Origin of the sequence: Rothia uropygialis, from assembly GCF_004137765.1 — a bacterium.
Taxonomy (GTDB): Bacteria; Actinomycetota; Actinomycetes; order Actinomycetales; family Micrococcaceae; genus Rothia.
The window spans coordinates 194,049-206,276 of record NZ_NOIS01000002.1; the positions used below are offsets into that span (position 1 = coordinate 194,049).

Consider the following 12,228-nt stretch of genomic DNA (forward strand, 5'->3'; position numbering starts at 1 on the left):
TGGAAAGGATGCGTGATTGAGCACCAGGCACGTCGGGAACCAATGCCCCGGTCTCACGCTCCGCCGAATAGTTGAAAGGCTCTTGCACTCCATTGATTACCGTTTCCAACCTCGAACTGCGCGCCGGCGCCCGTCTGCTCATGGACGAGGTGAATTTCCGTGTGAACAAAGGCGACAAAATCGGCCTGGTAGGGCGCAATGGTGCAGGCAAGACCACCATGACCAAGGTTTTGGCAGGCCAGGAACTGCCCGCGAGCGGGGAAGTGTCACGGACCGGCAGTATTGGATACCTCCCTCAGGACCCCAAGGTCGAGGACATGGATCAGACCGCCCAGGACCGAATCTTCTCGGCCCGCGGTCTCGCCGGCGTCGTCGGGCGGATGCGTCAGGCACAAGAGCAGATGGCTTCGGAGGACGCCGCCGTGCAGGCCAAGGGCATGAGGTCCTATGACCGCTTGGAAGCCGAGTTCATCTCCGGTGGGGGTTATGCTGCCGAGTCGGAAGCTGCCACCATCACGCACAACCTCAACTTGCCGGACCGGCTTTTGGCCCAGCCCCTCCGTACGCTCTCCGGTGGTCAACGACGCCGCGTCGAGCTTGCCAGGATTCTGTTCTCGGACGCTGACACGATGCTGCTGGACGAGCCGACCAACCACTTGGATGCGGATTCGGTTGAGTGGCTCCGCGAATTCCTCCGCAGCTATCAAGGTGGTCTACTCGTCATCAGCCACGACGTCGAACTCATGGAGCTCGTGGTCAACAAGGTTCTCTACCTCGACGCCATGCGATGCGTTGTCGATGTCTACAACATGGACTGGAAACACTACCTGCAGCAGCGCGAGCAGGATGAACACCGTCGTAAGCGTGAGCGGGCCAACGCTGAGAAGAAAGCCAATTCCTTGATGGAGCAGGCCAACAAGATGCGTGCCAAGGCCACCAAGGCCGTAGCGGCACAGCAGATGATCAAGCGCGCCGAGCGCCTCATGCGTGAAGTCGAGCCCGAGCAAGCCCATGACAAGGTCGCGGCCATTCGGTTCCCAGCACCGGCACCGTGCGGCAAGACCCCTCTGCGAGCGAGCGGGCTTTCGAAATCCTACGGTTCGCTGGAGATCTTCACCGACGTGGATCTGGCGATCGACCGCGGTTCGCGCGTGGTGGTGCTGGGACTCAACGGCGCGGGCAAGACGACCCTGCTGCGTATGCTGGCTGGCGTGACCGAGTCGGATTCGGGCCAGGTCGAGCCGGGGCACGGGCTGAAGCTTGGATATTTTGCTCAGGAGCACGACACCCTCGAGGGCGATCGTTCAGTTCTGGAGAATATGCGCTCCGCCGCTCCGGATCTTCAGGACACCCAGGTCAGGACTATTCTGGGTTCATTCCTTTTCCAAGGCGACGACGTCAACAAGCCTGCCAGCGTATTGTCCGGCGGCGAAAAAACGAGGTTGGCGTTGGCTACCCTGGTCGCCTCGAGTGCGAATGTTCTCTTGCTCGACGAGCCGACGAACAACCTCGACCCGGCTAGCCGCGAGGAAATCCTCAATGCGCTCAAGAACTACGAGGGCGCGATCGTCATGGTCTCGCACGATGAAGGCGCGGTCGAAGCTCTGGATCCGGAACGGGTTCTGATGCTTCCGGACGGCATCGAAGATCACTGGAACAAGGATTATCAAGATCTGATTACGCTCGCATGATGTGAACCAGGTCAGGGAGGAGAGCGCGGAACGACAGTTCCGCGCTCTTTCTATTTCCGGGAACGCTGCTCCTCCGCCGCATCCAGGTAGGCGTCTTCCAACTCTTCGTCGGTCACACGTTTGCGCTTTTTCTGAGGTTTGGGCCGGACAATGGCCTTCATATGCGACGGCATGTCGTCCATCATTTCCATTTGGCGCAGGATGATGGACTCGTCGACGTCGCCGATGTATCGGCCTTCTTCGTCGTAGAAAGTCCCGTAATAGACCTCGAGTTCGGCCGCCAACTGGGCATCGAGGCGATCGTTTCTGACCTTTTGGCGTGCGCACCAGGCATATGCCACGTAAACCAGGATCGCGAAGGCGTACCACTGCATCGAATACGAAAGGTTGGGGCCGGCGTCCTGCTCCGGTTCGCTGAGACGACTCGGCGACGTTGCAGGAGCTGGATCTTCCGAGGACATGATTCCGTATCCTGATTCCGCCATCGGATAGGAAAGCTGTTCTCCGAATGACTTGAGGTTGATCGAGGCGATTTGGCCTTCCGGAGCGTCCTTGCCCGTGTCTGCTTCGCCTGCCTGCAACCGGGCCGTCACCTCCACCTCACCAGCGGGCGGAGGCGGGACGGCGGAAGCCGGTGCTGCATTCGAATCTCCCGCCCCGACCCAGCCACGGTCGATAAGTACCGTATGACCGTCGGTTGTGGTGAACGGTACGAGGACTTCGAAACCTACGCTGCCGTCGTGAGGCCGGTTGCGGACGAGCTTCTGATCCTCAGGGTGGTAGGTGCCGTTCATGGAAATCGGGGTCCACTGTTTGTCAGAACTGTAGTCAGAGAAGTATTTTCCCGCCTCGTCAAAGGACTCTGGCTCCGCGTTGTAGTTCTGGCTGATCCGGCTGTTGCGGTAGTCGAGAGCTTCCTTGCGATCCATTTGCCAGCCCGCAAGGTAAACGCAGATCAGGGAGAACAGAATGCACAGGGCAAACGCACCGATCCATTTGCCGGACAGTAGGAATTTGTACACGTAGGATCTCTCTCACGGTGGCCCGTATGGGGGCCTAGTCAGTCTTGGGCATCCTCGAATGGCACGACGTCCTTCAAGAAGCCACGTGCCTTCAGGAAATCCGCGAGCCAGTCACGGTGCTCCGGGCACGCCAGCCATACTTTACGCCTATCAGGCGTGTGAATTTTGGGGTTGTTCCATTCGACCCGGAAAGCGGCCGGTTTCGAGCAACCCTTGCGTGAGCACAGTGCACGTTCGGGCTCCCGTGTGGTACCCAAGAGATCGTCGAGGTTCACTCGTGGCTCCTTGTCGTCGAGTGCTCAAAGTGCGCGGGAATCAGCTTCACCGTGAATCGTGGCCGGGACGGTATTCCCCTTCGATGACTTCGTCCTCGTAGATCGGGGCCTCCTCGCTTACGGGCCGATCACGCGGTGGCTTGTCCGACTCGTCCCCGGAGGGGGACTCCCGCTCCTTGTCGTAGTCCCTGCCCGGGATCAACTCTCTGGGAGTCGCGCCGGGTACGTAGGAGACGTCCTTGACCTCCGCTCTGTCGTTGCCATTGGCCAAAACCACGGCGACCCAGGGGAGTACGGCGACCCCGACCACGGCGACCCAGCGTATCCATCCGTCGAAGATCACAGCGATGATGAGGCAGACAATACGCAGGCCCATCTGAAGCGCGTACCGTTTCATCCGATGATCGATGCCCTCGCTGTGCGGGGCCTGGGCCTCCGTGATGGTGTGGAGGTCCTCCGCTTCTTCTTGAGGGACATGAGGTTGACCGCGTCGAGCCATAGTGCGTCCCTCCTCTCGAATTCTGTGGTGCGAAGACCTTTCGACTACCTATTGTTCCACCCCGGTCAAGACTTTGTTGACGCGATCCGGCTGGCGATCGCGCTTCGCATGCGACGTCCCGTCGGGCCCCTCCGCTAGGATGGCTGATTGAATACTTTAGGCGGACATTAGCTATTCAGCTGGTCAAACTCCGGAAGGACACCATGACAGCAGAGAACACTACCGGCGGTTCCGAGAAAGGCCTTCAACCTCGCACCGTCTTGGTGACGGGCGGGAACAGGGGCATAGGTCGAAGCATCGCCGAGGCCTATCGTGACCAAGGACATAACGTCTGTATCACCTATCGGTCGGGTGATGCTCCGGAGGGCTTCTTCGCGGTGCGGGCTGATGTTACGGATTCCGCGTCCGTGGACCGGGCGTTCAAGGAAATTGAGGCCGAATACGGTCCCGTCGAGGTCTTGGTCGCCAACGCAGGTGTCACCCGCGACACGCTCCTGCTTCGCATGAAGGAGGAAGATTTCACGGACGTTATCGATACGAACCTCACAGGTGCCTACCGCGTCGTTCAGCGAGCTGCCAAGGGCTTTCTTCGCAAGAAATTCGGCCGCGTCGTGCTGATCTCCTCGGTGGTTGGACTCTACGGATCTCCCGGCCAGATCAACTATTCGGCGTCCAAGGCCGGGCTGGTCGGTATTGCCCGTTCGCTCAGCCGCGAGCTTGGCTCACGGAACATCACGGCCAACGTCGTGGCCCCTGGGTTCATCGACACGGACATGACCGCGGTGCTTCCGGAAGAGACCCAAGCGAAGTATCTGGATGCGATCCCTGCTCACCGTTTTGGACAGCCCGAAGAGGTTGCGCGTGTGGTCCGTTGGATCACGAGCGACGAAGCCGCCTACATCACCGGCGCAGTGATCCCGGTCGATGGTGGCATCGGCATGGGTCACTGACAACCGGCACCCGGCCCCTCTGCGTGGTCGGAATGAACGAGAACTGGCAACGGTCTGCGTTGCACTCAGATGAAAGGACAACATGGGAAAGTTGGACAATAAGTCCGCTATCGTAACGGGTTCCTCCCGCGGGGTCGGAGCGGACACCGCCAAGATCCTGGCCGGTGAGGGAGCTGGCGTCGTCGTCAATTACCGGCAGAAGGCTCCCCGAGCCAACAAAGTCGTGAAGCAGATCGAGGAAGCCGGCGGGCGTGCCGTCGCCGTCGGTGCGGACATCACTGAACATGCTGACGTGCAGAATCTTGTCAATACGGCCGTGGAATCCTTCGGTGGCCTCGATGTCCTTGTTCTCAACGCGTCGGGCGGGATGGAAACCGATCTAGGGGAGGACTACGCCCTTCGCCTGAACCGGGACGCCCAGTTGGATCTTCTGCGGACCGCGGCAGAGGCCATGAAGCCAGGATCGCGGGTGGTCTACGTGACCTCCCACCAGGCCCACTTCATCAAGGACGTCCAGACGATGCCCGAATACGAGGCGGTAGCTCGCTCGAAGCGCGCCGGCGAAGACGCTCTGACGGCCGAGATCCCGGCTCTCACGGAAAAAGGCATCGAGCTGGTCGTCGTATCCGGGGACATGATCGAAGGAACCGTTACCGCGACTCTCCTCAATCGGGCGCGCCCGGGAACCCTGGAGGAACGACGTAATGAGGCGGGCAAACTGTACTCGGTCGAAGAATTCGCCCAGGAGGTTGCCAAGATGGTGACCGCCGACGTCGAAACCGGACACGTAGAACTCGTCGGTGGGGCGCAGGGTTTCTTGGACTGAGCCATGACGTCACCGCGCATTTGGGCGGCCTCGGAATCGAACCGATTCCGGGGCCGCCCCTTTCCGTCCCACGCTCGAACCGACTAGAGATTCACGAAATGACGAACGGCGTCGAGCCGATGAATATTGATCTGCGCGTCGGCGCCCTGGCGCAAAGCATCTTTCGCGTTGAACGCAACGCCGAGGCCGGCCGCGTCGAGCATCAGGCGGTCATTGGCTCCGTCACCCACGGCGATCACATTGTTGGTTTTCACTCCGCACGACTTGGCCCATTCTTGGAGCGAATGCTGTTTGACATGCGCGTCCACGACGGTGCCTACGCAGCTTCCCGTGAGCTGCTCGCTCTCGATCTCCAGCCGGTTCGCCCGGGCGAATTCGAGGTCCAGCTGGCGGGCAATAGGCTCCAAAACCTGGATGAACCCGCCTGAGACGACGCAGACCGGGAAGTCTCGCGCGTGAAAAGCGTCGACCAGCTGTTTGGCCCCCGGCGTGAGCGTGAGCGAGCGCGAGACGGCAGCGAGAACCGAGACCGGCTGGCCCTTCAGCGTGGATACTCGGTGTTTCAAGGATTCAGTGAAGTCCAGTTCTCCCCGCATCGCTCGTTCGGTGACTTCGGCGACCTCGTGGCGGACACCGGCCCGGGCGGCCAACTCGTCGATGGCTTCCTGACAGAGCAGCGTCGAATCCGCGTCCAGGATCAGCATCAGCTTCTCGGCACGTGACAGTGCAGGATCCACGACGTTGATGTCGTAGCCGGGGACTGCCTGCTGCAGGGGATTGGGCCTGAGAGTTTGGCGCAGCTCCTTCATGTCATTCTTCCACGCGACGTCGACCAACACGGTGGTGTACATGTGGCCGCCGGCCTGGGGGAGCCTCTTGCCGTCCCTGGGCATCTCCGACAACGCGGCCGATGTCAGGGGAAGGGCGTTCTTGATTCTGGCGCCGGTGCGCTCGATGAACGCGTACAGCGACCGGTGATCGTCGGTCTGGATGTGCTGTGTGGTCGCGACGACGCGGAGAGTTTTGCTCATGGTCTCCATCATATGGAGGTACCGTCGCACATCCCAGGGATTGCCATGACGCGCCGGTGAAAGCGTCACAGGTAGCCCGAGCCCCCTTGAGTGCCTTAAAGTCGTGACTATGAGTGCTGTTTTGGAGTTGGTCGACGTCTCGGTGGTCCGCGGAGCGGGAAACCGATTGATTGATGGAATCACATGGACCGTCAACGAAGGCGAACGTTGGGCGGTTCTCGGCCCGAACGGCGCAGGAAAGTCCACGTTGATGAGCGTTTGTGCGGCTCGGCTCCACCCCACGACGGGAATGGTCGATATTCTCGATGAAATCTTGGGAGCCGTTGACGTATTCGAGCTCAGGCCTCGTATTGGTTTGACCTCCGGAGCCATCGCTCAACAGATCCCCAACGGAGAGAGCGTGCGTGACGTCGTGGTGACGGCTGCGTACGGGGTCACCGGCCGCTGGCGTGAGGGATATGACCGGATGGACCACGAGAGAGCCGCGGAATTGCTGGATCAATGGGGCGTTGCCCCATTGGCCGATCGGACTTTCGGCTCCCTTTCAGACGGGGAACGAAAGCGCGTCCTGACGGCGCGGGCGCTCATGACGGACCCCGAGCTCATGATTCTCGACGAGCCCGGTGCGGGAATGGATATCGCGGGTCGGGAAGACCTCGTGTCGCGTCTGACCGATTTGGCACGCGACCCTGATGCCCCCACGACGATTCTGGTGACACACCATATTGAGGAGTTGCCGGAGGGACTGACCCACATGTTGTTGCTCAACCACGGACGGGTGGTCGCTCAAGGCCCCATTGATGAGGTTCTGACCAGCGAGAATCTTTCCGCAGCTTACGAGACGCCATTGAAGCTGACCAACATCGACGGGCGATACGCGGCCTTTTCTGCTCGCTCATGACGCTGCTCGAAGTATGCATCATCCTGGTTGCCGGACTGTGGGCAGGTGCGATCAACACCATCGTCGGTTCCGGAACCTTGGTGACTTTCCCGGTCCTGGTATCCATGGGTGTTCCGCCGGTGACGGCTACCATCTCCAACGCCATGGGGCTGATCGCCGGTAACTTCACCGGGGCATGGGGATATCGCACAGAACTCCGCGGGCTGGGCAAGACACTGTGGAAGCTCCTGCCGTGTTCCCTCGTCGGAGGAATCATCGGTGCGTATCTCCTTCTCCACCTGCCGGAGAGTGTCTTCGAATCCATCAGCCCTGTTTTGATCGCCGTGGCGCTTCTATTTGTCATTTTTCAGCCGAAGTTGCAAGCGGCCGTTCGCAAAAGACAGGAACGATCCGGAACGGCTTCCCGCGACGATGAGCACCAGCCTTTGACCCTCTACGCCCTGGTCTTCTTCGCAGGAATCTACGGCGGCTACTTCGTGGCCGCTCAAGGTGTTCTGCTCCTCGGGATCCTCGGGGTATTCCTCATGGCTTCATTGCAGGGGTCCAATGCGATCAAGACCGTGTTGGTGGCCGCCGTCAATCTCATCGCCGGTATCTCGTACTTGCTCTTCGCGTTCGACCGCATCGATTGGTGGGTCGTCTTGCTCATCGCGATCAGCTCGATGATTGGCTCCTTCGCGGGGGCAAAGATCGGTCGCCGCCTCAAACCCGTCGCGTTGCGTACCATCATCGTGATCCTGGGTCTGGCCGCGATCATCAAGATGGTGTTCTTCGACTGAAGACCCACCGCCCTATCTGCAGGACGTTATGAAGAATCCTCAATACACCGCTGAAGACCTCGCTCTACGACGAGAACGCGTCAGTGCGATTCCGAATGTGGTTCGTGTGACGAGAGAACAGCTGTCCGCCTCGGACGGTCGGGCCGAAGACCGGGTGCTCAGGGACCTGCGATTCTACAAGGGCCTGACGGACGTGCGGATGCGCACGTCGCGGGAATCCGCATGGGGTGTGTACATCGCGGAATCCTCCAAGGTGCTCCGCCGGGCGCTCGAGGCCGGCCATGAGCCGCTGTCATTTCTGACATCGGACAAATGGGCCGTGGACCTCGAGGACGTGTTGCGCGATCACCCCGATGTGTCGGCCTACGTGGCCGAGGACGATGTCCTCGAGCAGCTGACTGGTTTCCACCTTCACCGTGGCGCGCTGGCTGTCATGCGGCGACCCGAGCCTAGACCGTTGGAAGACGTCGTCCAAGACGCTCGACGTATCGCGGTTCTGGAAGACATCGTCGACCACACCAACGTGGGCGCCGTTTTCCGGTCGGCCGCCGCTCTGGGGGTGGACGCGGTCCTGGTCACGCCACGTTGCGCCGACCCGTTGTACCGGAGGTCCATTCGAGTCTCGATGGGAACAGTGTTCCAGGTCCCGTGGGCGCGCCTGGAGAATTGGCCGGAAGACATCGATGTCTTGCATCATCACGGGTTCACGACGGCGGCACTCGCGTTGACGGAGAATTCGATCACCATAGACGACCTCGCCGCCCGCAATCCGGAAAGACTGGCCTTGATACTGGGGACGGAAGGGGACGGATTGGCGCGGAAAACCATTGAGGGCGCCAGAGAGACGGTCATGATCCCCATGGGACACGGAGTCGATTCTTTGAATGTTGCGGCGGCATCGGCCGTCGCGTTCTACGCGACGAACCGGGAGGAGACGGCAGATGACTAGACGCATGCCACACAAGAATCGCGTCGTATTCCTTCCTCGTTATGGCGGGGCGTGGTAGCGTAAGCAGGTCGTCGGTCTTCGGCGACATAGTTTGTTGGCGCCCAAAGCGACTAACGAATCCTAAAATCCCAAGACCCGAGGCCTGGCAAAATCCAGTCCACAGAAGAGGCACACACTATGCAGACCGATATTCACCCGGATTACCACCCGGTTCTTTTCCGCGACCTCGCGTCCGGCAAGACCTTCCTGACCCGTTCGACCGCTACCAGCTCCAAGACCGAGACCTGGGAAGACGGCAACGAGTACCCGCTGATCGAGGTCGAGATCTCTTCCGAGTCCCACCCGTTCTACACGGGCAAGCAGCGCATCATGGACTCCGCCGGTCGCGTCGAGCGCTTCAACGCTCGCTTCAAGAACTTCGGCAAGGCCAGCAAGTAGGGCCTCATTCCACGAAGGGGTGCCGGGAATCATGCTCGATTCCCGGCACCTTTTTGTATGTGCACTGTAAAATCAAACGGAATCTGAAAGCCAGATTGCCTTCAACCCGACGGAGTCAGCCCCATGTCGCTCTCGAACGACCTCATGGACAACGACGAACAACCTCCTACGCCTCGTCGCCGGAAAAAGCACCGCAAGGGGCTGATCGCCTTGGGGATCGCAGGGACGCTACTGCTCGTCGCTGTGATCGCCATCGGCGCATATTTTGCCAATCTGGCGCATAATTTCGACGCCGGAACACAAAAGTTCAATAACGCCATGCCGACCGACGACGATGATCGTCCTTCCGAAACCGGTTCCTACAACGTTCTGATGCTGGGAAGCGACTCCCGAAAGGGAGAAGACGACGAGGCCAAGGTCTCCGGCGAACGTGCCGACACGATCATGCTCCTTCACGTCCCGGCAGACGGGGGACAGGCCTACGTCATATCGATCATGCGCGATACGTGGGTCGATATTCCCGGACACGGTCAGGCAAAGATCAACGCGGCACTGGACGAGGGTGGGATTCCGCTCGAGGTCAAAACCATTGAAAATCTGCTCAACACGCGCATCGACAACGTCGTCGGAATCAACTTCGAAGGATTCAGGGACCTCACCAACGCATTGGGAGGCGTGACTGTCGATGTGCCGGTCGGGTTCACGAATGGCCATGGAGAGACCTTCGAGCAGGGGCCGCAGAAGATGAACGGCGACCGTGCCCTCACGTTCGTGCGCGAGCGATACAGCTTCACCGACGGTGACTACCAGCGCGTCCGGGACCAACGGGCTTATATGCGCGGAGTCCTGAAGAAAATCGGGGACCCGCAGACGCTGGCCAATCCCGCCAAGGTCAATGACCTCGTCAAAGAGTTCTCGCCATATATGCAGGTCGACGATTCGATGACCGCTTCTCGAGCCGCCAAGATCGCCACGAAGATCGGGCCCAGCGGGCTCCGCAACATGAAGATGATGACACTCCCGAACTCGGGAACAGGTTGGTCACCGGATGGCCAATCCATCGTCAACGTCGACCAGAACGCGATCGACAACTTGAGCAAGGCGATGGAAAACGGCACGATGGAGGATTTCGCCAAGACAGCCGAAACCGACTGATCGGATGATCTCTAGCGGCTCCGCACACTCCGGCGACGTTTGGGGTTGCGGAGCCGCAGTTTTACGGTGCTTAGCAGGTATCCTCCTAAGAGGCCCGCACTGCCGGCACTGCCGCCGATCAGCATTGTCCGCCAATTCTTGAAGCGGTCCGGCTGATAGGAAATAATTTTCGCGGAACCGTTGATCACTGCCGCGAGAACGGCCCCGGCGACGAGCCTGTTCCCAGCAACCTCCACACGATCGATCAGCTCTTCGAGCTCGTCGGCGCGCAGGTGCACATCGAAACCGCCGTTTTCGACGACGCCCATGATCTTGCGGAAAGAGCTGGGCACCTCGATGCCGAATTCGACGGCTTCGCGCGTCAGCTTGGACAGACGCTTGGCCAGCGCATCCACGGAAATCCTGCTGGTCACGAAGGCCGATGCATACGGAGACAAGACCGCGATGAAATCGAAATCGGGGTCGATCAGTTCGCCCAGCGATTCGGCCGTAGCGATCATCCGAATCAGCAACGCCGCTTCGGGCGGGAGGCTCAGCTGGTGGCGGTGCAGCATTCCCATCACGTCGGCCAGAACGCGACCGATATTCAGGTCCTCGAGACTCTGGCCGGCGTATTGACGGATGAGACGTGACAGCTCAGGTTCAAGCTCTTGGGGCGTGACGTTACGGCCATGTGAATCCGTGAGGCGAACGATGGCTCTGCTGCATTGACGTGGGTTCTCGGTGGTTACGCCGATGAAGAGCGGCAGCATATTGTCACGGAATTCTTCGCTGAGCTCTCCGCACATACCGAAGTCGATGAGGTTGATCGTTCCGTCAGGGCGTACGAAAAGGTTCCCAGGATGCGGGTCCGCGTGGAAGAGTCCGAATTCGAAGACCATGCGGCACATGGCCCCGGTTGCGTTCACCGCCAAGCGATGCCGGTCGACCCCCTGGGCCTCTAGCTGCTCGACGTCGCTGATCTTGATGCCGCCTACACGTTCTTGGGTCAGGATGCGCGAGGTCGTGGCTTCCCAGTAGATCTTGGGTATATGCAGTTCGGGATCGTCCTCGAAAAAACTTGCGAACCGATCACAATGGGCGGCTTCGACCGTGTAATTGAGCTCCTCGCGTAACGTTCGGGCGAATTGTCGGCTGAGCTCGACGACGTCGTACTGCTTGGCGATCGGCACGTAGCGGCTCAGCAACGCGGCGATGTCGGCGATGATGTCCAAATCCTGCTCGACGTCCTCGAGGACTCCGGGCTTCCGGAATTTGACCACTACCTTTTCGCCGTGGAGGACTCCGGCGTGCACTTGTCCGATGGAACCGCTGGCCAGGGGTTCTTCGTCGAGGGAATCGAACTGGCCCAGCATCGCTTCTTCAGGCTGGCCGGCAAGCGTTTTGATCAGACGTTCAAAAGGAACCTGAGTCGAATCGTCTTGAAGTTTGGCGAGCTCATCGGTATAGGCCGGTGGCAGAAGATCTTGCCGCGTCGAAATCAACTGGCCGACTTTGATGAACGTGGGGCCAAGTTCCTCCAAGGCCATACGAAGATGCTCGGGCTGAGTGTGACGAGACTGTGGGTCCAACCGGCGCACCCGTCGCAATGAGCTGGCCAGAGGCGAGCCCAGACCCTCGACGAGGAAGCCCAGACCGTGTTTGACGAAGACCTCGCCGATCTGGAGAAAACGATCGGTACGAGAGCGGGCCCGCTCGAGCATGGAAATCAA

General features: G+C 60.0%; 13 protein-coding genes. 8 read left to right on the forward strand and 5 right to left on the reverse strand.

Annotated features, from left to right (window positions below; translation table 11 throughout):
• Positions 1-92: 92 nt before the first annotated feature.
• On the forward strand, positions 93-1,691 hold the full coding sequence (locus EWV35_RS04495; protein WP_129658560.1) for an ABC-F family ATP-binding cassette domain-containing protein: 1,599 nt from the start codon (positions 93-95) through the stop codon (positions 1,689-1,691).
• Between the two features lie 50 nt (positions 1,692-1,741).
• Here the strand turns inward: EWV35_RS04495 and EWV35_RS04500 are convergent, their stop codons facing one another.
• From EWV35_RS04500 to EWV35_RS04510, 3 genes are read right to left on the reverse strand one after another with little or no spacing between them, the layout of a single operon-like run.
• The gene (locus EWV35_RS04500; RefSeq protein WP_238654149.1) at positions 1,742-2,713 is read right to left on the reverse strand and encodes an SURF1 family cytochrome oxidase biogenesis protein; all 972 of its coding nucleotides are present in this window, start codon (positions 2,711-2,713) and stop codon (positions 1,742-1,744) included.
• Between the two features lie 38 nt (positions 2,714-2,751).
• Complete coding sequence (locus tag EWV35_RS04505) at positions 2,752-2,988, reverse strand: hypothetical protein (RefSeq protein ID WP_129658562.1); 237 nt, start codon at positions 2,986-2,988, stop codon at positions 2,752-2,754.
• Positions 2,989-3,034: 46 nt separating this feature from the next.
• The gene (locus EWV35_RS04510) at positions 3,035-3,487 is read right to left on the reverse strand and encodes a DUF3099 domain-containing protein (RefSeq protein ID WP_129658564.1); all 453 of its coding nucleotides are present in this window, start codon (positions 3,485-3,487) and stop codon (positions 3,035-3,037) included.
• 203 nt (positions 3,488-3,690) lie between these two features.
• On the opposite strand from EWV35_RS04510, the gene fabG reads away from it, so the two are divergent.
• Both fabG and EWV35_RS04520 read left to right on the forward strand, forming a co-directional pair.
• Positions 3,691-4,437, forward strand: a complete 747-nt coding sequence (gene fabG / locus EWV35_RS04515) for a beta-ketoacyl-ACP reductase (protein WP_129658566.1) — start codon at positions 3,691-3,693, stop codon at positions 4,435-4,437.
• 82 nt (positions 4,438-4,519) lie between these two features.
• Entirely contained in the window at positions 4,520-5,263 is a 744-nt protein-coding gene (locus EWV35_RS04520) for an SDR family oxidoreductase (protein ID WP_129658568.1), read from the forward strand.
• Positions 5,264-5,346: 83 nt separating this feature from the next.
• Here EWV35_RS04520 and serB read toward each other — a convergent pair whose 3' ends face one another.
• Positions 5,347-6,294 carry a phosphoserine phosphatase SerB gene (gene serB, locus EWV35_RS04525; RefSeq protein ID WP_165168337.1) on the reverse strand — a complete coding sequence of 316 codons (948 nt, stop codon included), beginning with the start codon at positions 6,292-6,294 and terminating at the stop codon, positions 5,347-5,349.
• A 109-nt stretch (positions 6,295-6,403) separates the two neighbouring features.
• Here serB and EWV35_RS04530 point away from each other — a divergent pair, with 109 nt between their 5' ends.
• The 5 genes from EWV35_RS04530 (at position 6,404) to EWV35_RS04550 (ending at position 10,516) form a co-directional block, all read left to right on the forward strand.
• Positions 6,404-7,195: an ABC transporter ATP-binding protein gene (locus EWV35_RS04530; protein WP_129658572.1), complete on the forward strand. Its 792-nt coding sequence runs from the start codon at positions 6,404-6,406 to the stop codon at positions 7,193-7,195.
• Positions 7,192-7,974 (forward strand): sulfite exporter TauE/SafE family protein, encoded by a 783-nt coding sequence (locus EWV35_RS04535; protein WP_129658574.1) that lies wholly within the window; start codon positions 7,192-7,194, stop codon positions 7,972-7,974. The genes EWV35_RS04530 and EWV35_RS04535 overlap by 4 nt, the downstream gene beginning before the upstream one ends.
• Before the next feature lie 28 nt (positions 7,975-8,002).
• Positions 8,003-8,923: a TrmH family RNA methyltransferase gene (locus EWV35_RS04540; RefSeq protein WP_129658577.1), complete on the forward strand. Its 921-nt coding sequence runs from the start codon at positions 8,003-8,005 to the stop codon at positions 8,921-8,923.
• A 177-nt stretch (positions 8,924-9,100) separates the two neighbouring features.
• Positions 9,101-9,361: a type B 50S ribosomal protein L31 gene (locus EWV35_RS04545; RefSeq protein WP_129359673.1), complete on the forward strand. Its 261-nt coding sequence runs from the start codon at positions 9,101-9,103 to the stop codon at positions 9,359-9,361.
• Between the two features lie 123 nt (positions 9,362-9,484).
• Complete coding sequence (locus EWV35_RS04550; RefSeq protein WP_129658579.1) at positions 9,485-10,516, forward strand: LCP family protein; 1,032 nt, start codon at positions 9,485-9,487, stop codon at positions 10,514-10,516.
• 11 nt (positions 10,517-10,527) lie between these two features.
• Here the strand turns inward: EWV35_RS04550 and EWV35_RS04555 are convergent, their stop codons facing one another.
• Entirely contained in the window at positions 10,528-12,219 is a 1,692-nt protein-coding gene (locus EWV35_RS04555) for an ABC1 kinase family protein (protein ID WP_129658581.1), read from the reverse strand.
• Between the last annotated feature and the right edge of the window lie 9 nt (positions 12,220-12,228).

Coding starts and splice junctions, on each gene's coding strand:
- EWV35_RS04550 (WP_129658579.1), top strand. CDS start 9,485: ATGTCGCTCTCGAACGACCTCATGGACAACGACGAACAACCTCCTACG.
- EWV35_RS04535 (WP_129658574.1), top strand. CDS start 7,192: ATGACGCTGCTCGAAGTATGCATCATCCTGGTTGCCGGACTGTGGGCA.
- fabG (WP_129658566.1), top strand. CDS start 3,691: ATGACAGCAGAGAACACTACCGGCGGTTCCGAGAAAGGCCTTCAACCT.
- EWV35_RS04520 (WP_129658568.1), top strand. CDS start 4,520: ATGGGAAAGTTGGACAATAAGTCCGCTATCGTAACGGGTTCCTCCCGC.
- EWV35_RS04530 (WP_129658572.1), top strand. CDS start 6,404: ATGAGTGCTGTTTTGGAGTTGGTCGACGTCTCGGTGGTCCGCGGAGCG.
- EWV35_RS04545 (WP_129359673.1), top strand. CDS start 9,101: ATGCAGACCGATATTCACCCGGATTACCACCCGGTTCTTTTCCGCGAC.
- EWV35_RS04540 (WP_129658577.1), top strand. CDS start 8,003: ATGAAGAATCCTCAATACACCGCTGAAGACCTCGCTCTACGACGAGAA.
- EWV35_RS04555 (WP_129658581.1), bottom strand. CDS start 12,219: ATGCTCGAGCGGGCCCGCTCTCGTACCGATCGTTTTCTCCAGATCGGC.
- serB (WP_165168337.1), bottom strand. CDS start 6,294: ATGAGCAAAACTCTCCGCGTCGTCGCGACCACACAGCACATCCAGACC.
- EWV35_RS04510 (WP_129658564.1), bottom strand. CDS start 3,487: ATGGCTCGACGCGGTCAACCTCATGTCCCTCAAGAAGAAGCGGAGGAC.